At 37.8% G+C, this 22,726-nt stretch carries 19 protein-coding genes, 1 pseudogene and 1 riboswitch; of the genes and pseudogenes, 19 read left to right on the top strand and 1 reads right to left on the bottom strand.

The window, feature by feature from the left end:
• Positions 1 to 241: 241 nt before the first annotated feature.
• From ftsZ to brnQ, 19 genes and pseudogenes are all read left to right on the top strand, one after another.
• The gene (gene ftsZ / locus RCG22_RS05705; protein WP_308106107.1) at positions 242 to 1,390 is read left to right on the top strand and encodes a cell division protein FtsZ; all 1,149 of its coding nucleotides are present in this window, start codon (positions 242 to 244) and stop codon (positions 1,388 to 1,390) included.
• Between the two features lie 97 nt (positions 1,391 to 1,487).
• Positions 1,488 to 2,285 carry a DUF2935 domain-containing protein gene (locus RCG22_RS05700; RefSeq protein WP_308106106.1) on the top strand — a complete coding sequence of 266 codons (798 nt, stop codon included), beginning with the start codon at positions 1,488 to 1,490 and terminating at the stop codon, positions 2,283 to 2,285.
• Between the two features lie 147 nt (positions 2,286 to 2,432).
• A complete protein-coding gene (locus RCG22_RS05695) occupies positions 2,433 to 2,708 on the top strand; it encodes a hypothetical protein (protein WP_308106105.1) in 276 nt (91 codons plus the stop codon).
• Positions 2,709 to 2,969: 261 nt separating this feature from the next.
• Positions 2,970 to 3,050: riboswitch (glycine riboswitch) on the top strand.
• A 158-nt stretch (positions 3,051 to 3,208) separates the two neighbouring features.
• Positions 3,209 to 4,573 carry an amino acid permease gene (locus RCG22_RS05690; protein WP_308106104.1) on the top strand — a complete coding sequence of 455 codons (1,365 nt, stop codon included), beginning with the start codon at positions 3,209 to 3,211 and terminating at the stop codon, positions 4,571 to 4,573.
• A gap of 110 nt (positions 4,574 to 4,683) precedes the next feature.
• Positions 4,684 to 5,037 carry a hypothetical protein gene (locus RCG22_RS05685; protein WP_308106103.1) on the top strand — a complete coding sequence of 118 codons (354 nt, stop codon included), beginning with the start codon at positions 4,684 to 4,686 and terminating at the stop codon, positions 5,035 to 5,037.
• 252 nt (positions 5,038 to 5,289) lie between these two features.
• Positions 5,290 to 6,249, top strand: a complete 960-nt coding sequence (locus RCG22_RS05680; RefSeq protein WP_308106102.1) for an aldolase catalytic domain-containing protein — start codon at positions 5,290 to 5,292, stop codon at positions 6,247 to 6,249.
• 235 nt (positions 6,250 to 6,484) lie between these two features.
• Positions 6,485 to 7,984: an ATP-binding protein gene (locus RCG22_RS05675; protein WP_308106101.1), complete on the top strand. Its 1,500-nt coding sequence runs from the start codon at positions 6,485 to 6,487 to the stop codon at positions 7,982 to 7,984.
• Position 7,985: 1 nt separating this feature from the next.
• On the top strand, positions 7,986 to 8,669 hold the full coding sequence (locus tag RCG22_RS05670) for a response regulator (RefSeq protein ID WP_308106100.1): 684 nt from the start codon (positions 7,986 to 7,988) through the stop codon (positions 8,667 to 8,669).
• 186 nt (positions 8,670 to 8,855) lie between these two features.
• On the top strand, positions 8,856 to 10,148 hold the full coding sequence (locus tag RCG22_RS05665; RefSeq protein WP_308106099.1) for a CitMHS family transporter: 1,293 nt from the start codon (positions 8,856 to 8,858) through the stop codon (positions 10,146 to 10,148).
• Positions 10,149 to 10,229: 81 nt separating this feature from the next.
• Positions 10,230 to 11,152, top strand: a pseudogene (locus RCG22_RS05660) (AEC family transporter).
• Between the two features lie 138 nt (positions 11,153 to 11,290).
• Positions 11,291 to 13,663 (top strand): polyprenyl synthetase family protein, encoded by a 2,373-nt coding sequence (locus RCG22_RS05655; RefSeq protein WP_308106098.1) that lies wholly within the window; start codon positions 11,291 to 11,293, stop codon positions 13,661 to 13,663.
• Positions 13,664 to 13,759: 96 nt separating this feature from the next.
• On the top strand, positions 13,760 to 14,554 hold the full coding sequence (locus tag RCG22_RS05650) for a hypothetical protein (protein WP_308106097.1): 795 nt from the start codon (positions 13,760 to 13,762) through the stop codon (positions 14,552 to 14,554).
• A 282-nt stretch (positions 14,555 to 14,836) separates the two neighbouring features.
• Positions 14,837 to 15,550, top strand: a complete 714-nt coding sequence (locus tag RCG22_RS05645; protein ID WP_374049465.1) for a rhamnogalacturonan acetylesterase — start codon at positions 14,837 to 14,839, stop codon at positions 15,548 to 15,550.
• A 193-nt stretch (positions 15,551 to 15,743) separates the two neighbouring features.
• Positions 15,744 to 16,217, top strand: coding sequence for a RidA family protein (locus RCG22_RS05640; protein WP_308107096.1), 474 nt, complete (start codon positions 15,744 to 15,746; stop codon positions 16,215 to 16,217).
• Positions 16,218 to 16,308: 91 nt separating this feature from the next.
• Entirely contained in the window at positions 16,309 to 17,580 is a 1,272-nt protein-coding gene (gene kynU / locus RCG22_RS05635) for a kynureninase (RefSeq protein WP_308106096.1), read from the top strand.
• 55 nt (positions 17,581 to 17,635) lie between these two features.
• The gene (kynA, locus tag RCG22_RS05630) at positions 17,636 to 18,484 is read left to right on the top strand and encodes a tryptophan 2,3-dioxygenase (RefSeq protein ID WP_308106095.1); all 849 of its coding nucleotides are present in this window, start codon (positions 17,636 to 17,638) and stop codon (positions 18,482 to 18,484) included.
• 108 nt (positions 18,485 to 18,592) lie between these two features.
• Positions 18,593 to 19,363 carry a L,D-transpeptidase family protein gene (locus tag RCG22_RS05625; protein WP_308106094.1) on the top strand — a complete coding sequence of 257 codons (771 nt, stop codon included), beginning with the start codon at positions 18,593 to 18,595 and terminating at the stop codon, positions 19,361 to 19,363.
• A gap of 131 nt (positions 19,364 to 19,494) precedes the next feature.
• Positions 19,495 to 20,706 (top strand): GNAT family N-acetyltransferase, encoded by a 1,212-nt coding sequence (locus RCG22_RS05620; protein WP_308106093.1) that lies wholly within the window; start codon positions 19,495 to 19,497, stop codon positions 20,704 to 20,706.
• Positions 20,707 to 20,861: 155 nt separating this feature from the next.
• Entirely contained in the window at positions 20,862 to 22,190 is a 1,329-nt protein-coding gene (brnQ, locus tag RCG22_RS05615; RefSeq protein ID WP_308106092.1) for a branched-chain amino acid transport system II carrier protein, read from the top strand.
• 39 nt (positions 22,191 to 22,229) lie between these two features.
• On the opposite strand, the gene RCG22_RS05610 is transcribed toward brnQ, so the two are convergent.
• Positions 22,230 to 22,565 (bottom strand): hypothetical protein, encoded by a 336-nt coding sequence (locus RCG22_RS05610; RefSeq protein ID WP_308106091.1) that lies wholly within the window; start codon positions 22,563 to 22,565, stop codon positions 22,230 to 22,232.
• Between the last annotated feature and the right edge of the window lie 161 nt (positions 22,566 to 22,726).

Raw genomic sequence — 22,726 nt, 5'->3', positions numbered from 1 at the left:
AGTATTTACGTATAAAGAAAGTACATTCTCGTTCAAAGAGGATGTGTTTTTTTTTACTACTTTTTTAACTTGTAAATAGGTTAATCTTAACTGGACAACAAAATTTTGGTTAAGTAGACTACAACTAATGCGTAATATCCGCTTTTATTTTCTTAACAAGATAAAAGGTTTAGTTTGAGATACATAGAAAGTAAAAGAAAAAATATACTGCCACCTAATCTATTATAGAGGAGGAATCAACATGTTAGAATTTAATACAAATATGGACCAACTCGCCAGGATCAAAGTTATTGGTGTTGGCGGCGGGGGAAACAACGCCGTGAATCGTATGATCGATGAAGGCGTTGAGGGAGTAGAATTTATTACGGTTAATACAGATGTACAAGCGCTTAATCAATCAAAAGCATCTGTCACGATGCAGATTGGTACAGCATTGACAAGAGGTTTGGGAGCAGGGGCAAATCCGGAAATAGGTAGAAGGGCTGTAGAAGAAAGCAAACAGCAAATAAAAGAAGTATTATCAGGCGCAGACATGGTTTTCGTTACAGCCGGTATGGGCGGTGGAACAGGCACAGGTGCAGCGCCAGCCATAGCTGAAATAGCCCGCAATCTTGGTGCCCTGACCATTGGGGTTGTGACACGTCCGTTTAAATTTGAAGGCAAGAAGCGCGCTTCTAATGCAGAAAGTGGAATTAACGAAATGAGGGAAGCGGTGGACACCTTAATTATTATTCCTAACGATCGCTTATTGGAGATTGTTGATAAAAAAACACCCATGATCGAAGCGTTTCGTGAAGCGGATAATGTACTACGCCAGGGAGTGCAAGGAATCTCCGATTTAATTGCTGTGCCAGGGTTAATCAACCTTGATTTTGCAGACGTAAAAACGGTCATGTCCCATAAAGGAACTGCATTAATGGGAATTGGTATTGCTAAAGGTAAAGATCGTGCAGTAGAGGCTGCAGAGAAAGCCTTAAACAGTCCGTTACTTGAAACGTCCATCAATGGAGCTCATGGTGTGATTATGAACATAACTGGCGGGAATAATTTAAGTCTTTTTGAAGTCCAGGAGGCAGCCGATATAGTTGCTTCTGCATCTCATGAGGAATTGAATATGATTTTTGGTTCGGTCATTAATGAAAGTTTAGTAGATGAAATTATTATAACTGTCATTGCCACCGGGTTCATTGAGAAAGAGGAAAAATCATTCCAACCGGCTTCCCACCCTCCAATGGAAGAAATGTCTAATCCATTTCAAAGGGAACCACGTAGGCAACGGGATTCAATACATCGAAGTGACCCAGTTCAAGACTATGACAAAAACTCGGAACATCAAGAAGAATCTTTGGATATTCCGTCGTTTTTGCGCAATCGAAAAAGACGATTTTGATAACGGGAGTAAATCAATTTTTCTACTTTGTTCATAAGAGGTAAATAAGAAGAATAAAATCAAAATAGTGTGAACTTCTAAAGTGGGAGGAATAAACATGGATAATCTCCTTGAAAGAACAGCAAGATTCGAACATCGATTTTGGCTCCAAATATTAGGTGATCATTCGAGGTTTATTAATGAAGCTCTTGCACCAGTTCAAACTGAGGAAATTGAAAAGGCATCCTCTTTTATTCAAGTATTTGACATCCTTCTAGAGCGTGCAAATTCCCCCTTAGATTTAATACCATTTACCATTGAAGTTGAATCCGAGGTTATAAAATTACGGGAATTTAAATTAGAACTATTAAGGAAACATTTGATTGGAAATATCAAAATTCACCTTTCCCCCACCTTTTTCAACCATATGGTAAATGAATTAGAGGAATACTTAAGAATTCTACAACACTTAAAGGCTGGGCAAGTTCCTCCTGTATACCATGAACTCCACCATCATCTTTTATGGATATTAGATGCGGCGGGGCATTCAGAGGCGATTTCAACTAATTTAGATGGAGTCGAAATGAAGCTCAGGGAGAAAAGTCATTTATATAAGAAGAATTTTGAGGACTTTTACCTGAAAGCAGTCGAGCTAGCAGGGTATTTAAGAACAAATTTAACTTCGTTCCCTGCTTTGGAAAGAATGAATGTAGAAAGCCAATTAGAAATAAAGTTATTCCAAAATTTCCTTCAGGAAATTGAAGAACTTAGACTAAGTAAGCAAGCATTAGGGACGTTCGCCCCCCTTATGGCCGATCATATGTACCGAGAAGAATGCTACTATCTTATGAAGCTGGCAGAATCAGCAAATCTTGATTCACCCAATTGTGATCCGACTAAACCTCGACTTACCTAGTGAGATAACAAATTTGGAACAGATGCTACTGCATAGGTGAAGAAGGATAGTTTAACTGAAACTATCCCTCTTTTTATTGCATAATAATCTTTCTTATATTTCACGAACATAAGACAAGGTTTTTTTCATATTCTATTGTATCAATACATGAGGGTGTTCATTATGGGAATTAATAGAGAAAGACGAACTCAACCACAACCGATGATTGGTCAAGCTTGGACCGGAAGACATGTGATCTTGCTTCACTGTACAAACAATAATCAATTCATTAATCTTTATAAAAGTTTCCATGCTCCGATTGAACCACCACGTCAAAATTGCGCAGAAACCTTGTCTCAATTATTAAGTATCGGTTATCGCATTATGGCGATTACTCCCATTTCAGCCAATCATATTCAATATTTTTTGGTGCTGGGTAATTAGGGATTTTGAATTTATGAATACAATGAAAATGAACCCAATTCAATGCGAGGGTTCATTTTTTTTGCCATGAAAATTGATTTATGTATTGACAAGGTGATTGAATACTATTAAAATTAGAAATTATTTAACAATAATAAGTTTTTGAGATTAGAATGCAGAAGTAAATAGCTTTTTTTGATGGAGAATGAACTGTTCGTTCCTCCATAAAAAGCCCAATTAAATACTAAGCAAGCTATGATTGCTATGGGTCAAACTATAGCAGGAGCAGCTTCTGGAGAGACCGCAGGAAATCTGCGGCGCCGAAGGGTTCACAATCTCAGGCAAAAGGACAGAAGAGTACGAGTATTATTTATTATTCTATCAAAGGAGAAATAAATATTATTTGTTATTCTTATGACCATTTGAGATTGGAGTTACTCCAATCTCTTTTTTTATTGTGTTAAACCATATGTTCATATCTTCACAACAGGGACGTTATAAAAACTAAGGAGGAAATTAACGTGGCAAAACAAGAATTAAAAAGAGATTTAAAAAATCGGCACGTACAACTGATTGCAATCGGTGGTACGATTGGTACAGGTTTATTCCTTGGATCAGGAAAAGCGATACAGTTAGCAGGACCATCTATCATATTTGCCTATTTAATTGTCGGGATTGCATGTTTTTTTGTAATGAGAGCATTAGGAGAGCTTCTTTTATCAAATGCAGGTTATCAATCATTTACGGATTTTGCCGAGGATTATATTGGACCGTGGGCAGCGTATGTAACAGGATGGACGTACTGGTTTTGTTGGATTATGACCGCCATGGCTGATATTATTGCAGTTGGTGTCTATGTGCAATATTGGTTCGATATCCCACAATGGATCCCAGCATTAGCCTGTTTAATTCTATTGTTGGGACTAAATTTATTAACGGTAAAGCTTTTTGGAGAGTTAGAGTTTTGGTTCGCACTAATCAAAGTGATTACCATTCTTTCGTTAATCATTATCGGTGTAGTCTTATTGGTTATGGGCTTTAAAACAGAATCTGGAACGGTTACCATAAAAAATCTTTGGGGACATGGTGGTCTTTTTCCAAATGGAATATCAGGTTTCTTACTTTCTTTTCAAATGGTTGTATTCGCATTTGTAGGTGTAGAATTAGTTGGTGTCTCTGCTGCGGAAACATCCAATCCACGAAAAAATATTCCATCTGCGATTAATAAAATTCCATTACGAATTCTATTCTTCTATGTGGGCGCCCTTATCATCCTTTTATGTATCAACCCTTGGACGCAACTGAATGCTGCAAATAGTCCATTTGTAAAGACGTTTAACTTAGTCGGTATTCCGATAGCAGCAGGAATTATTAATTTTGTTGTCTTAACATCAGCGGCGTCTGCTTGTAACAGTGGAATGTTCTCAACAAGCCGAATCTTATTTAATTTAAGTAATCATGAACAGGGACCAGCGAAATTTGCAAAATTAAATAAAAATCATGTACCAAGTAATGCATTATTTATTTCAACTCTTGTTCTGTCGGTGGGGGCTCTTTTAAGTAAGCTGATTCCAGGACAAGCCTTTGGGATTGTGACAACGATCAGTGCGATTTGTTTTATTTGGGTTTGGAGTATTATTTTAATTTGTCATCTACGATATAAGAAATCACGCCCGGATTTACATGAAAAGTCGATTTTTAAAGCACCATTTACACCATTTATAAATTATGCTGTTTTAACGTTATTTGTATTTATTCTTATCATTATGCTTTTTGCTGAAGCCACGCGTGTCGCTTTATTACTGACACCACTATGGTTCATTCTGTTATTCGCAACGTATTCATATAGAAGGAAAAAGGAAAAAAATATAAGATTATCAGCTTAATCATAAATCTTAAGGTTGTTCCTTTTTGTATTATGGGTGTCATCATTCAACTTCAAAACATACACTCTTCATAGATGATGTATGACATTCATTCATGAGGAGTGTTTGAAATGAACTTCGAGATGCAAAAGGCGAATATGTTAGCTGAAAATATAAATGGTTTTATCAAATATGTTCAAAAAAGTCATGAAAATAAAAACCTCTTACGATTTAATCCAGATAAAGTGTATCAAATCAAACTTATTATTGAAGAGTTTAAGTTTCAAATACTTGCGGATGAATTACTTAGAATAAATAGGTATGATTGGGACGGAAAATACACTCATTATTTAGTTGATCGGTTAAATGAGGGAATGGCCATTATTGATGAATTTGTAAAAAATAACTATAATGAGTTATTTCTTTTTACGGCTAGACTCTACATCTTAAAGGGTCTCAGTCAATCGTTTAATAGGAAAGAATAGTTTGTAAACTCCACCATATATGTAAAATGGTGGAGTTTTTATTTCTTCATGATAAAATATATATATGAATTTCAAATAAATAGAAAAGACACTATATTTTCAAAATAATTTTTTTAATATAAGAATTTTCGGAAAATAGGTTGACACTTTTGGACAAAACATGATATAAACACAATAAGAAAATTTTAGTACTTAAAAGTGTGAAAGAATGAATATTGATAAAAGTGGAATAAACAGGGGGAAATGACTATCATGGAAACTCGTAATAAAATTTTAGACTGTACCATTCGTGATGGAGGATTAGTTAACAATTGGGATTTCAGTGTCGAATTTGTTCAAGATCTGTATAACGGCCTTAGTGAAGCTGGTGTTGAATACATGGAGATTGGCTACAAAAACTCTCCAAAGCTTCTTAAAGCGACTGAGCCCAATCCATGGCGATTTCTTGACGATAATTTCCTGAAAGAAATAATCCCTGTCAAAAAGTTTACGAAGCTATCGGCTTTAGTAGATATTGGTCGTGTGGACCCTAATGATATCCTTCCTCGTGAACAAAGTGTTTTAGACATGATTCGTGTAGCGTGCTATATCCGTGAAGTAGATAAAGGCTTAGAGCTTGTCCAAATGTTCCATGATTTGGGATACGAGACATCACTAAACATTATGGCATTATCAAGTGTACCTGAACAACAGCTGATTAAAGCGTTTGAATTGGTGAAGGAAAGCCCAGTCGATGTTGTCTATATCGTTGACTCCTTTGGAAGCTTAGACCCTGTTGATATTGAGCACCAAGTGAAAAAGTTCAAAGAGATGATACCTAACAAACAGCTTGGAATCCATACTCATAACAATATGCAATTAGCTTTTGCCAATACCTTAGCGGCACTCAGAAATGGAGTTACATTTCTTGATTCATCTGTATATGGCATGGGTCGTGCAGCAGGCAACTGTAACACAGAACTACTTGTTAGCTACATCCAAAAACCAAGTTATGAAATTAAGCCAGTTCTTGGAGTGATCGAGAAGCACATGCTCGAAATGCGTGAAAAGTGGGAGTGGGGCTACATCATTCCTTATATGATTTCAGGTGTATTGAATGAACATCCACGTGTAGCGATGGCATACCGTGATAGTGCTGACCGTAATCAATTTGTAGACTTTTATGACAAGGTAACATCACCAGAAAGTACAGTGGCTACAACATTAAAATAGTTAAATTGCTCAGGAGTACCTCTTTCGATGGGGTACTTTTTTAATTCCTACTATGCATCTACAACGAAATCTGAGCCATAAAAGGATATAATGGATTTTGTGCGATTCTATCAAGTTTAACCAGGAGGTATGCTGCCTGAAAAACAAAAAAATATCACTGCAGATAAAAATATTTGGGCTCGTCCTATTACTGGGATTATTGTTGATTGTTCTGCTGTCAGCATTTTTCAGCTATATGGAAAGTAAACAAATAGAGGAAAACAGAGGTAGATTGGCGCTGGAAATCTCGAAAACGGTATCATTCATCCCCTCTATTATTGCTGCGTTTCAAACAAGTGACCCATCTAAAACGATACAGCCGCTAGCAGAAAAGATCCGAATAGAAACCGGTGCTGAGTTTGTTGTTATAGGAAACAAAGAAGGAACAAGATTTTCGCATCCTTTACCATCGATGATTGGAAAGAAAATGAAGGGCGGCGATAATGAGCGGGCGATTAAGAAAGGTGAATATTATATATCCAAGGCAATGGGTTCACTCGGGCCTTCGATCAGAGGGAAATCTCCTATTTTTGATCAAAAAGGTGAAGTGATTGGAATTGTTTCGGTAGGATTTCTTCTTGAAGATGTCCATCAGCAAATCATAAATAATACCACCAGGGTAATTCTGGTTTCCCTTGTCGCGTTTTTGATTTCCCTTTTCGGAAGTATCCTGCTGGGACGGAATATCCGGAAAGATACAATGGGTCTCGAACCATTTGAAATTGCGGCACTTTATAAAGAAAAGAACGCTGTGCTCCATGGAGTGAAAGAGGGAATTCTAGCAGTAGATAAAGAAGGCTACATTACGATGATGAATCAGCCCGCCAAACGATTATTACAAATTAAAGGATCAGTGCGCCATATAAAAGTAGATGGGCTGTTTCCTTCTGACTATTTATATGAAGTCTTAAAATCGGGAAATCCACAAGTTGACAAAGAAATGACTTGGAAAGATAAAACCGTAATTGTTAACTGTACTCCACTCTTTGAAGAATCCGGGATTAGTGGAGTGGTTGCTTCTTTTCGTGATAAAACAGAAATAGGGCATATGTTAAACACGCTTTCAGAAGTGAATAGATATTCGGAAGATCTCCGTGCACAAACACATGAATACACCAATAAATTATATGTGTTATTAGGTCTTCTGCAACTTGGAGAAACTGAGCAAGCAATCGATATGATCCAATCAGAAACTCGAGGTTTGCAATTTCAGAATTCTATTGTTTTTAACCATATTGAAGACACGAAAGTCCAAGCCATCCTCTTGGGGAAATTAGGAAAAGCCTCAGAAAAGAAAATTAAGTTTGAGATCGTATCTGATAGCTTTTTAAAGAAATTGCCATCCCATTTTAAGCTGTCTAACTTAATCGTGATTCTTGGAAACTTAATTGACAATGCCTTTGAAGCGGTCTATGGTCTTGATGCCCCTACGGTAAGATTCTTTGCAACTGATATTGGAAGTGACATAATTTTAGAGATTTCGGATAATGGGAAGGGAATAAGAGATAAAGAAATTCCACTTCTATTTGCTAGAGGTTTTACATCTAAAAATGGGGTCGAGCCTAGAGGTTTTGGCTTATCTAATGCGGAAGATGCAGTCATAGAAATGAATGGGATGATTGAGGTGCAAAGTACCCCGGAAAGTGGTACGGTCTTTACCGTGTATCTTCCCAAGGAATGCGAGAGGAGTGAATAACTTGAATAGGATAAAAGCAGCCATTGCAGAAGATGATTTCCGAGTTGCCGATATACATGAAAAATTTTTAAAAAAATTTAAGGAAATCGAAGTGGTTGGAAAATCATTGAACGGTGAGCAGACACTTCAAATTTTGTCTGAGGAAACTCCCGATCTATTGATTCTGGATGTATATATGCCTGACATGCTAGGATCCGATTTGCTGCCAATCATCCGCGAGCGTTTCCCTAAGGTAGGTATTATAATGATAACTGCTGCAACGGATAGAGCATTCATTGAAAAAGCATTAGGTTATGGAGTCGAGCATTATTTGATTAAACCCGTAAATAGGGAAAGATTTGATGAAGTTATTTTAGAATATATAAAAAAGCACTCCCTCTTAAATACCAGACATGAGGTTGATCAGAATTATGTTGATCTTCTTTTTGGAAATAATAAAATGGAAAAGGCGGGAAAGGGTCTAGGTTTGCCTAAAGGAATTGATGAAATCACACTAGGGAAGGTGAAAAATGCTCTGCGGGTGAAAAATCAAGGCCTTTCTGCAGAAGAAGTGGGGAATGAAATAGGAGCATCCCGGATTACAGCCCGCCGATACTTGGAATATCTATCTTCCATTAAGGAAGCAAAAGCGGAAGTAGTGTATGGGATTGTTGGGAGGCCGGAAAGAAAATATTATCCTGTTTAGTGAGGGTGCCTGCCAAAGGCATCCTTTCTTTCATGAGTATATTCATAAGCTAGTTCAAGTTGAAACTAGACGTGAACAATATGAACAAAATATAGAATAATGTACGATAATAACATTATTTTGGAAACGTTTTCACTCCTGAATATTTAGATTATTATTAATTTACTAACAAAAGGGGTGAAGAGAATGCTTTCCATTTTAGGATTTTTAATGATCTTTATTTTTATGATTTTAATTATGACAAAACGTCTCTCAGCAATGATTGCTTTAATGGTTGTTCCTATTATATTTGCATTAATAGGTGGATTCGGAAAAGAAATGGGACCGATGGCGCTGGAAGGAATTAAGAGTGTCGCACCAACAGGCATTATGATTCTTTTTGCGATTCTCTTTTTCGGCATCATGATCGATGCAGGGGTATTTGATCCGATCATTTCTAAGATTTTGAAAGTCGTTAAAGGGGATCCTGTAAAAATAGCGATTGGAACTGCAGTACTTGCGTTATTAATCTCGTTAGATGGGGATGGAACCACTACATATATGATTACCATTTCAGCGATGCTTCCATTATATAAACGGATTGGCATGAAGCCATTGGTCCTTGCAGGAATTGCTGTATCTTCTTCAGGTGTGATGAACCTTCTTCCATGGGGTGGTCCTACTGCACGAGCAATGACAGCCTTGCATCTTGAGATGGGAGATATTTTTACTCCGGTAATTCCTAGTATGGTAGGCGGGGTGTTGTTTGTATTGTTCATGGCCTACTGCCTTGGCAGAAAAGAGCGTAAACGGATAGGGGTTATGGAAATTGATTATAGCACCATGTCCTTGATGGCAGCTACATCAGAGGATGCTTTCCTGAAACGTCCCAAATTAATTCTTGTAAACTATCTATTAACCATTCTACTTTTAGTTGCCTTAATTCAAGAAGTACTGCCTACCGCTGTATTGTTTATGATTGGATTCGCGATTGCCATCACGATCAATTATCCAAATCTAAGTGAACAAAAAGAACGAATCATGCACTATGCAGATAATGCGTTATCGGTTGTTTCCATGGTGTTTGCTGCAGGTATTTTTACAGGTATTCTCGCAGGGACCAAAATGGTTGATGCCATGGCACATACGATGATTACTCATATTCCAGATGGCCTGGGCTCGCATTTTGCTCTTATTACAGCCGTCATTAGTGCTCCATTTACGTTTTTCATGTCCAATGATGCATTTTACTATGGAGTTCTACCTTTGCTTGCTAAAGCGGCAAGTGTTTATGGAATAGATCCCGCTATGATTGGAAGAGCATCACTAATGGGATTACCAGTCCATTTATTAAGCCCTCTAGTACCATCCACCTATTTATTAGTTGGTATGGTCGGTGAAGATTTCGGAGATTTGCAGCGTTCATTTCTAAAATGGGCATGCGGATCGACAGCAGTTATGATTTTAGTAGCAGTTATGTTGTCTATTATTCCAATCTAACAGCTAGATCATAGTCCAAAAACTCGTAAGAAGAGTTTTTGGACTAAATTTGATTTAAAGGAGTTAAAAAAGGAGAGTTTTATGGATGTATTTTTTCTTATCTTATTGAATGTCATTTTACCCGTATTTACTTTAATAGGGGCAGGTGTATTTCTTCACCGGAAATTTAAGTTTGATATGAACACCTTATCAAAGTTAAATACCTATTTTCTTATGCCTTGTGTCAGCTTTGTAAATATTTATCAAAATAATGTCGGGGAAAAACACTTTTACATATTCTTGGCTTCTTAGTGATTCAATGTTCGTGCTTAATGATTATAAGTTCTTTCCTATCAAAAGCAGCAAAATTTGATAACAGTCTATCTTCCACATTTAAGAATAGCGTGGTCCTAAATAATTCCGGGAACTTTGGGTTACCTGTCAGTCAACTTGTATTTCAACATAACCCATTGGGTACATCCATACAGATTGTGGTAATGATTTTTCAAAATTTGCTTACCTACACCTACGGTTTGCTAAATTCTGTTTCCGTTGATCAACGTGGAGTAAAGGCAATGAAGGAATTTTTAAGAAATCCAGTCATTTATGCATTTTTATTAGGATTGATTCTCCACTTGTATCATATTAAACTCCCAACTTTTTTATGGACTCCGATCAATAATACTTCCAATGCTTTCTTGGCAGTGGCGCTAGTTACGTTAGGGGCACAAAGTGCTTATATAAAAATTAGTCGTATCTCTTTACCGCTGTTCTTAAGTTTATTTGGTCGATTAATCCTATCTCCGGCCATTGCATTCATCATTATTTTTGCATTGAAATTGGAAGGAACTACGGCACAGGCCTTGTTTATTGCAAGCTCTTTCCCGACATCAAGAAACAGTGCGCTTATCGCTTTAGAATATGGAAATCATCCCGAATACGCTGCACAAGTTGTTTTGTTATCAACCATTCTTAGCATGATTACTGTAACCACGGTAGTATTTTTATCGACAATTTTATTTTAACCTTGTAAAGACCGTTTATTTATTTAAACGGTCTCATTGTTGTCATACTATATTGTTAAAACCTATAACATTAAATATAATGAGAATAGTTTGATAGTTAAAAAGAATAATACAACCTTAAGAAGTAGGTATGAATGTATGAATGAGGAGTTAATAAAAAACGCGAATGTAAGCTATCAGATGGCTGAGCAGAAGGCTGCTCATTATTTTCATTCCCTTTATCGACAGGTCATGGAAAAGGTCTATGTTCCGACCATAACAGAAGATATCCAGTCCTGGAAACGAAACCATATACATCATCATTCGATCTTATCCTTCTTTTCACGTGGAAAAAGAAAACCTGACACTCGTGCATATCATAATTACATTCAATGGCTTGATTACACTGGTAAACTAGATAACTACTTGAATCGTAGCATCTCATATATTTTCATGCGCGATCTGGGAAAGGCCCTGGATTCGCAAAAGACACAAATCAGGATCAAGCATGTCGTTGACAATTTGAAAGATCACTTGACTCAATCTAGAGCAACAAACCGAAATACCACAATTGAGATGTTCAACATGGCAGGGTTATACCGTATGGCCCAAAAAGAGGGCATCGAATCCACGATGATTTGGTTGTTAAAAAAACTAAAGACTGTGACCACAAATATTCCAATCGGGATGGACGCTGAAAATGCTCAGCGTAAGTTGATTAAAATCATCGCCGGGGTACTCATGAATGAGATTGATGAGCTGGGGGATAAGATATCCCCTGTAGAACGGACACAGAAACTTGCTGCTGCGATTAGACTAGGCTATGCCTATGGTTTGACCTATCCATTTATTGATGACCTTCTTGATGCAGGTATTTTATCCGCTGAGGAGGAAAAACGATATTCTCATTTGATACGCACCAGCCTTGTTACAGGAATTGTGCCTCCATTAGGTAACTGGACCGGGGAAAATGGAGACCTGATTGTTTATATTCATTCCGAACTCCGCGATGCCTTTGAGTACATTAAATCTCATCTGCGCCCAGAAACTAGACAGAAATTTTTTGAACAGGCCTATGTGTTTTTTCATTCACAGGAAGTGGACCGTGTAAAGGATTTATCAAATCCCAATTATACGAACGAAGAACTCTACATCCCGGTCATTTTAAAATCATCTTCTTCCCGCTTGATTGTCCGTACTGTAATCAGCGCTCCGGAGGATGAAGATTTTGACAACCGCACATTCTATTACGGTATTTATAACCAGCTCGCGGATGATTTTGCCGATATGTATGAAGACTTGAAGGATGGCAGAGTCACACCGTATACCTATTATTTGAAATATCATAAACAGCGTGCCGATCTTATTAACCCATTTGAATTATACTGGACCGTCATCTCCAATTTGATTCATAAGGTGTATGACTCAGACACCAAGGCCTGTGAGGTGATTCTCGACCGGGCAATCAACGGTTTGAAGCGCTATAAGGAACGCATGGGAACCGATACATATAATGAAGTGATGACGCTTTTTGCTTCCGGGAATCCTACATTCAATCGTGTGATTCAAAAGATGGTGCGAAAAGCCGATGATGTCGATTTTTTTGATAAACTTCTTCGTGACCATATGATTACTACTTTGAAAAATGAACGGAAGGAGCAGGAAGAGTTTAAAGATACGATTGAAACGATTCGAAATGAGATCAATCATTTCTTAAAAATCCCTAAAATCGAGGATGTTGAGCCATTAATTGATGCTGCCAATTACAGTCTGGAAGGTGACGGAAAGCGACTTCGGCCAATCATGACTTGGGTCATGGGCGTGAACGAATATGGACTAAATAAGAACGCCATCGTACCGCTTCTGAAATCATTGGAATATATGCATACGGCATCCTTAATCTTCGACGATTTGCCATCTCAGGATAATGCCTCAATCCGTAGAGGTCGTCCAACCCTTCATCAAGTATTTAACGTTTCCATTGCGGAATTAACCGGTCTCTTTCTTACTCAAAAAGCGATAGCAGAACAAGCATCTTTGGACCCATTCGATTCAAAAACAGTATTACGCTTGATCCATTATTCGGCTCAAATGACAGCCGTAATGTGTAAGGGGCAGGCGATGGACTTGGATTCGAAAGGGAAACAACTGACACTGGAGCAATTAAATACGATGTGCTTTTATAAAACTGGTTTAGCATTTGAAGCCTCGCTGATCATGCCTGCAATACTTGGTCGTGCAAAGGAATCCGAACTTGATGCTTTGAAAAAGTTTGCTCATCATGCCGGGATTGCATTCCAGATTAAGGATGATCTCCTTGATGTCGAAGGAGATTCGAACCTACTTGGGAAACCAATTGGCAAAGATGCTGAAAACAACAATTCAACTTTTGTGTCCATCCTAGGGCCTGAAGGTGCTAGAAAAGAAATGTGGGAACACTATTGTTTGGCCATGGAAGCATTGCAAGTAGTACCGCGTAATACCTCATTTTTAAAACATCTATTAAATTATTTAGTCAATCGTGACCATTAATATTGTTTAAATAGAAAAATGATAGTCTTTTTTATCCATTCACATTATGAATTTGCTCATATAGAATAATGATAAAAAAGAGGGAATGGGAACATTTTGAACACAGATCAAGCTTATGCCTTGTTAATTGAAGCCGGAGTCACAGAAGATACTAGTATTCAAACCGTTAGACGATGGTTTCGTGAAAGAAAGATTAGCTATAAGGGATCAGGACATGCTACTGGATACATACTTGACAATACAGATCAAGCTTTTTATCTATTAAAGGATGCAGGGGTGGCCGATAGCATTGCTGTTCAAATCGTTCGTCGTTTGGTGCGTGATGGAAAGATTGAAAGGGTGGGCACCGGTATTTTGAAACCCATATATAAGTCAACTGCAGAGGATACAAAGCAGACTTCCAAGCATCCTGTCGATCAGGAAGTGACAATCCGTCAATTAAAAGTAAAAATAAAGGCACAGAATGAGCACATAAAAGGAATTGAACATCTCCATCAGACATCAATCGCAAGATTAATTCAGCAAATTGACATTCTAAAGAAAGATATTGTTAATCTTGGGAAAGAGAAAAGTGAATTACAAAGTGAAACGAAGAAGTTACTAAAAGAGAATATTGGTTTGACGAACGAATTGATAAAATTGAAAGGTAAACGATTTCAAGGGAATTATAGTAGTTCTGATAAAACTGATGACGTTCCTTTTTCCCAACCTAAAACGAATGATTATCGTCAAAAATTAGGCCTTTCAAAAATGGCAAGTGATAAAGAAGTTCTAACTAGGTATAAAAAATTATTAAAAATAACACACCCCGATCATGGTGGGAATGCAACGATTTTTCATTTTATTAAAACGGATTATGATCAATTTAGAAATAGTATAAATAGGAAATAGATTCTAAGGATATGGCATCAAACTTTATTGGCGGCTAGTACCATTCTTATTGGATGGTTTTGGTCGCCAATTATCTTTTTCCTCTCGACTATGTGTCCATTCTCCCTCTCATACAATAACAATCACCCCAAATGCATAAAAAGCACATAATCACCGATATAATAAATCTAGAGGTTCACATCAAGGAGTGGTGGTATGCGGAAAAAGGTTAATGCGCAAATAGTCATGGTAACTTTGTTTTTAATAGTTTTCGGAATGATTTCAATAAATAGCATTGCAAAAATGAGGAATAGTGAATACCCCCACAAAAACCGAATTACGGTTTATCTAGCTGGTGATTCAACTGTTTCGGATTATTCAAGTTCGCTAGCACCGCGAGCAGGCTGGGGACAAGTGATTAATCGGTATTTCGATGATACCGTTGTGGTGAAAAATGTTGCTTCACCTGGCAGGAGTTCAAAAAGTTTTATTGATGAGGGGAGACTCGATTCCATCTTAAAAAAGATGAAGAAGGGAGATTACCTGTTTATCCAATTTGGCCATAATGACGAAAAAAAAGACGACCCGAACCGTTATACTGATCCAAACTCTTCCTATAAGAGTTACTTAAAACAATATATTCACGAGGCCCGCGCCAAACAAGCTATTCCTGTACTTGTAACACCCGTTGAACGAAGAAGTTTTAGCAAAGATGGCAACTTACGAAATTCACATGGAGCGTATCCAACTGCTATGAAGAAACTTGGAGTGGAAGAACATGTGCCTGTACTTGACCTTACGGCTAAAAGCAAGATATTGTTCCAGAAGCTTGGACCCGAAAGAACTAAGGATGTATTCCTCTGGCTAGAACCTAGTGAGAACAAGAACTATCCGAAAGGCGTTCAGGATAACACACATTTTCAGGAGAATGGAGCTAAGCAGATAGCCAGCCTCGTGCTTGAAGGCATTAAGGAGATTAAGCTAGTATCGCTTGAAAACCACATTATTACTAAATAAATGTGAATCTTTAAAAAAAGTAGCTGGAGCCTAATTATTACTGGCTCTGGCTTCTTTTAATTTACTTAAATACCCAAATGAATAACATTACCATAGCTAAGTTTGAAGTCCTGAAAAGAGGATTTCCGATATGGATAGAGAAAATGTAGATGAGCAAGTTAATCTATTAATTTTGAAAGAGGATGAGAAGATGATAAACAAAGTGATAACTCCAGAAGAGAGATTAGAGGAACTTGGAATAAAGCTGCCAGCTCTCCGCCCCGCATCTGGAAATTATGTTAGCTGTGTACGAACTGGGAATCTAATTTTTACATCAGGACAAGGGACTGATGAATACCGCGGTAAACTTGGTGAGGATGTATCGATAGAAGTAGGTTATCTAGCGGCAAGACAATGTATGCTTAATCTCTTAACAGTAATCAAGAATGAATTAGGCGACCTTAGTAAAGTGAAGCGGATTGTCAAAATCCTAGGCATGGTCAACAGCACGACTGATTTTAAAGACCATCCTCAAGTCATGAATGGATCCTCCGATTTATTGGTGGAAGTGTTTGGTGAAAAGGGAAGGCATGCGAGATCAGCAATTGGTATGGCCCAACTGCCACACAATAATACTGTCGAGGTTGAGATGATCATTGAAGTTGAGGATGATAACAATGGTGAGTAGTATCTAGAAAACCAAGTTATTTAACAATAGAGAATATGTAAGCGTTGTCTAACGAGATACCGACGATTTGCGTGGAGATTGGAGGATAGTTATGCAGTTGTCATTAGAGAATGCACAATTACTAGATAAAGAAGATAGCCTTAATAGATTTCGCAAAGAATTTTATATAAAGCCAAATTCCATATATATGGACGGGAATTCATTGGGCCTTCTTTCGAAAAGAGCAGAGCGTACTCTCTTGGAGTGCTTAAATGATTGGAAGGAACATGGAATTGACGGTTGGACAAAGGGGAAGCACCCCTGGTTTTTCTTATCAGAAAAATTAGGGGATATGATGGCTCCAATAGTAGGTTCTTCAGCTAATGAAGTAATTGTAACGGGCTCCACAACAGTTAACCTGCATCAGCTTCTTGCTACATTTTATAAGCCGGAAGGAAAACGGACCAAAATTTTAGCAGATGAACTAACGTTTCCATCAGATATATTTGCGATTCAAAGTCAGCTTCGCATCCATGGATTTGATCCGGATACCCATCTTGTCCGTGTAAAAAGCAAAGATGGGCGCTTTTTAGAGGAAGAGGATATTATCGAAGCGATGACCGAAGATATTGCGCTGATCATTTTGCCAACAGTTCTGTATCGAAGCGGGCAAATCTTGGACATGAAGCGCCTGACAATGGAAGCAAACAAAAGAGGGATATTAATCGGTTTTGATGGCTGTCATTCGATAGGAGCGATTCCACATTCGTTCAGTGAATGGGGTGTTGATTTTGCGTATTGGTGCAATTATAAATACTTAAATGGAGGTCCGGGAAGTGTTGGCGGTTTATATGTGAATTCTAAACATTTTGGCACCGTCCCTGGACTTTCTGGCTGGTTTGGTTCGAAAAAAGAGAAACAATTTGATATGGAACATACCTTAACAGCGGCTGATACGGCAGGTGCTTATCAGATTGGGACACCTCATATCCTAAGTCTTGCTCCTTTACTAGGCGCATTGGAGATTGTTACAGAAGCAGGACTCGAAAATATTCGTGCCAAGTCATTACAAATCAATCAATATTTAATGGATTTAATTAATCAAGATCTGCATGACTTCGGATTCACGATTGGAAATCCTCAAGACGATATCCGTCGTGGTGGCCATGTAAGTTTAGAGCATAAAGAAGCCGCACGTATTTGCAAAGCGTTGAAAGAAAATGGTGTCATTCCTGATTTCCGTGCTCCAAACATTATTCGTCTTGCGCCAGTTGCGCTTTATACCTCGTATACAGAGGTTTGGGAAGTGGTCCAGATTCTTAAGAAAATCATGACAGAGAAGTTATATGAAAAGTTTAAGAATGAACGGGAAGTCGTAGCATAATCTAATCGAATGTGGAGGAATAGTAGCACACTTAACATGAGGGAGGTTCAATGCCTTGAAATCGAATGAAAAAAACACGAACAATGGGCTCGAGAAAAACATCCAAACCGATTTTCAAAAAGCGATGTCCTACGGGGATTATCTCCATCTTGATCAAATCTTATCAAGTCAGCATCGGTTATCCAATCACCATGATGAAATGGTATTTATCATTATCCATCAGACAAGTGAATTATGGATGAAATTAATCATCCATGAATTGACGGCTGCAATTGAGTATATTCAAAACAATGATTTAGAGCCATCCTTCAAAATCCTCTCGCGTGTTTCAAGAATACAGCAGCAATTGATTCAGTCATGGAGTGTTCTTTCGACATTGACACCTTCAGAGTACTTAGAGTTCCGGGATAAATTAGGTCAATCGTCAGGGTTTCAGTCTTACCAGAATCGTATGATTGAATTTGCCTTAGGGAACAAAAATGCTCATACTCTGGCAGTCTATCAACATCAAAAAGAGCTTTATGAAAAAATGCAAGCGGCTCTACTTAAACCAAGTATTTATGATGCTGCAATACAGGCACTTGTAGCGCGTGGATTACCTGTTGATCATGAGATTCGACATCGTGATTTATCCAAAAACTATGTTCCGAATACTAGTGTCGAGGAAGCTTGGCTAACTGTTTATCGAAATGTGGACCAATACTGGGACCTTTACGAATTGGCAGAGAAATTAGTAGATATCGGCAATCAACAGCAATTATGGCGCTTTAATCATATGAGTACCGTGGAAAGGATTATCGGCCATAAGCAGGGGACAGGTGGTTCGTCGGGTGTGACCTATTTAAAAAGAGTCCTAGACCAACAATTCTTCCCAGAGCTTTGGAGTTTAAGGACGAAGTTATAGTTTCTTTCTAACCTTCATTGTAATATCTTTAATAAAATTGTAATGTGTACAAGCCTTTCCGACATAGGATACACGGATGAGTATTTATGCCGTATAGGAGGGGTTCAATTGCCCAGAAAGTGGTTAGTTTTTTTTATATTTGCCTTTTTTATGTTGGCTAGTTTTTTTGTTGGTGTCCCGACAAGTTCTGCAGCCTCCAGTGGAAAGTTAATTATTATTAACAAGACAACTAATCGGCTTGCTTATTTTGAAAACGGACTGTTTAAAAAACAGTTTAAAGTAGGTACTGGGAGAAAGAAATCGTACACACCTGAAGGCAAGTTTAAGATTGTGGTCAAGATTAAGAACAGACCTTACTATAAGGGACATATTCCAGGTGGAGATCCACGTAATCCGCTTGGTAACCGTTGGCTTGGATTAAATGCACGCGGAACATGGGGGACCACTTATGCAATTCATGGGAATGCGAACCCAAGTTCTATTGGCGGGTATGTAAGCAGCGGCTGTATCCGCATGTATGATAGTGAAGTAGAGTGGCTATATAATCAGGTACCGACTGGTACCCCAGTCATTATCACATCATCAGGGAAATCATTTAATGCGATTGCTGCCGCGAATGGATATAATGTAAAAGGAGGTTCAAGTGCCCCTTCAGTTCCTGTTAGTACGAGTGGAGAAATCCTTAAAAAAGGCAGTCGCGGTCCAGCTGTTCAAGAACTTCAGCACAAGTTGACCGCACTTGGATATAGTACGAATGGTGTCGATGGTGTGTTTGGAGTAAACACCGATACTGCCGTCCGCAAATTTCAAAAGTCTCATAAACTATCAGCAGATGGAATAGTCGGTCCTGCAACGAAAAAGGTGCTCGGAATCAAGTAATTGTGTAAACGTTCATTCATTAGTTGCTCAATAAAATGGGCAGCTTTTTCTTTTTTTTGCAAAAGGTTACATAAATTCATAAAAAATACCTGAACATAGTGTATGACTGTAAATTTGTTGGAGGTAATGGTATGAGTCGACTGGACAGGCTCAAAATGGAAAAAGTGGAACCAAAACATTGGCGGCAATTCAATGAGTTATTACGTTATGTATTCCAAGTAACCAAAAAAGATTTACAAACAGTGGGTTGGGAGGAACGTGAAATCGCATTAGCAAAACTGCCTGTTTTGGAGCAGGCGGATGTGCTGGGCTGGTTTGATGGTGAAAAACTGATTTCCCAAATAGCTGTTTATCCGTTTCAAGTAAATATCTTTGGACGAACCCTTGAGATGGGTGGTTTGACAGGGGTTGGTACTTATCCGGAATATGCGAATTTGGGATTAATGAATAAGTTGATTTGGCAGGCCCTTGCGGATATGAAAGAAAGAAAACAATCGATATGCTATTTATATCCATATTCTTTGCCTTTTTACCGAAAAAAAGGTTGGGAAATCATTTCCGATAAGATGACCTTTGAAATTAAAGATTATCAATTGCCGAAAGTAAAAAAAGTATCAGGCTATGTTGATCGGCTAAATACTGATCATCCCGATATTAAAACGGTTTATAAGCTCTTTTCCAGTAAGCGGCATGCTGCCATGATTCGAACGAATTTGGCCTGGGAGGAGTACTGGAGATGGGATTTGGACGAATTAACGGCAGCTGTATATTATGATAGTACCCATCAGCCTCAAGGATATCTGTTGTACTGGATTTCACATGATGTGCTTCATATTAAAGAAATGGTCTATATGAATGAAGAGGCGCGGATTGGACTCTGGAATTTCATCAGTGCCCATTTTTCTATGGTTTCAAAAGTTGTCGGTGCCATCTATACCAATGAACCCTTAGGATTTTGGTTGGAGGACGGGGATATTAAGGAAACCATCGCACCCTATTTCATGGCACGAATAGTAGATGTTAAACAATTTATCGATCAATACCCGTTTAGAGCACCGGGTGTAGATATACAACTGATAATCCTGATTGATGATCCAATCCTTGAATGGAATCAAGGGATATTTACTCTTCATGTCACAGCCAAGGGTCAGGGAGAACTAATTCAAAGTGTGGGGGAACCGCTAGTATCTGTTACCATCCAAACATTGACGACAATGTTAATTGGGTATAAAAGACCCTCCTATTTGGCTAGCATCGGAAGACTAACTAGTAACGAACAAATCGTAGAAATACTAGAGAATTTAATTGAAAGACAGACACCTTATTTCTCCGATTATTTTTGATAAAGGTTTTTTAGACTACTTCCTCTTTCAAAAAAATGAAAGAGGATTTTTTAGCAATAATTCAATTAATGGATTTTTAAAATAAATATACCATCTTGGGTTAAATATGGTTTATTATTATGGAATAATATTTTTTAATCAAAAGGAGATTTTTAATGAATTTTTCTGCCAAACAGATTGTCTTTATTAGTTTTATGTTATTTTCTATGTTTTTTGGAGCTGGCAACCTGATATTTCCACCATTTTTGGGACAGTCAGCGGGTACGAATCTCTGGATAGCTCTTGCTGGTTTTATTGTTTCAGCAGTGGGTCTGCCGATTTTAGGTGTCATAGCGGTGGCTAAGGCAGGAAGTTTTAATGAACTTAATCAACGGGTTCATCCTCTTTTTGCTTTGATTTTTCCATTTCTTATCTATATTGCGATTGGACCTGGACTAGCCATTCCTCGGGCAGGAAGTCTTGCATTTGAAATGGGTATGGCACCGTTTTTACCAGAAAATTTGGTAAGCAGCCCCGTTTCCTTGTTAATATACAGCATCATCTTTTTTGGATTAGTTACATGGTTATGTATGTATCCTTCTAAGCTTATTGACCTTTTTGGGAAATTATTGACTCCAATCTTGCTTGCGCTCATCGCAATAATTTTTGTGAAAAGCTTAATGGATCCAATTGGTTCATTCGCAGCACCAAAGGAAAGCTATGGTTCAATTCCAGTCTTTCAAGGGTTTTTAGATGGTTATCAAACAATGGATGCCTTAGCTGCTTTAGCATTTGGTATTGTCATCGCCAATACACTAAAATCACAAGGGGTAGTGGAATTCAAAAAGAGATCCTTATATATGATGTATGCTAGTTTAGGAGCAGGATTGCTGCTAACCGTTATTTACCTAATCTTAGGTTATTTAGGGGCTGCGAGTTCGTCATTAGGCCAAACAGAAAACGGTGCACAAATATTATCCAATGTTATGACTCACTTGTTTGGTCAAAGCGGAACCTTCATTTTAGGTCTGGTTTTTACAATCGCCTGTTTTTGCGTTTCGATCGGTTTAGTTACTTCCTGCAGTCAATTTTTTGCAAATGCGATTCCAAAAGTAAATTATAAAAAGTGGGTTATTATCTTAGCGGCTCTTAGTACTGCTATTGCCAATTTAGGCTTAACACAAATCTTACAGATTTCCGTTCCAATTCTTGGCATGATCTATCCGATAGCAATCGTGATTATCTTTTTAGGACTCATTGATGATTTAATTAAGAATTTCCGGCAGGTTTATATCTCAGTCATAAGCTTCGTGGCCCTATTTAGTATCATAGATACGATTAATAAAAGCTTCCTCGCCAGTAAGTGGAGTGGGTTACTTGATATTTTTCCATTTTATAAAGAAGGACTTGGTTGGATTATTCCTGCCGTAATTGGATTAATAATAGGGTATCTTCTTGGCATAGTACGGGGTACTTCATCAGATAACAAAAACCTCAAGAATTAATTATAAGATAACCAAGAACACAAAAAACACGGCTGATGTTCAACCGTGTTTTTTGTCTGTTTTCTTTTCACGGAGTGCCCGGTAGATTTGCGTATACATACTGCCTTGAACAATATTTTGCAGGAAAAAGTCTCCGATCAGTTTTAGATATTCCTCATCTTCAAACATTTTTTTGTTTTGTAATTCCATTTCAGCTAACCCTTCATATTTGGTGAGGAGAGCATATGTATGGTCTTCACCGGAAACAGGAGTTAAGATTTCGACATTGTGATCATAATTTTCATTCCGGAACGTTTTAATTTCTTTTAAGTTTTCAATACCCTCTTTAAATTTATCCTGTTTAATTTCAAAAGTCTGGTAAACAAAAATTGCCATTCGCAGCATCCCCTAAATACATTTTACAAACGTAAAAGTAAATTTCCCTTAAATCAATACATTTATTCTTCATCATCAAATCTGTAATCCCACGTTGTAAATGGAAATATTTCATTCCGCTTAAAAATCTTTAGTGGAGAATAATATCAATGAATAGAAAA

It is taken from the genome of Neobacillus nitrireducens (assembly GCF_030915405.1).
Taxonomy (GTDB): Bacteria; Bacillota; Bacilli; order Bacillales; family Cytobacillaceae; genus Neobacillus.
Note: the sequence above shows the minus strand (reverse complement) of the source record. Positions and strands in the feature narration are given on the sequence as shown.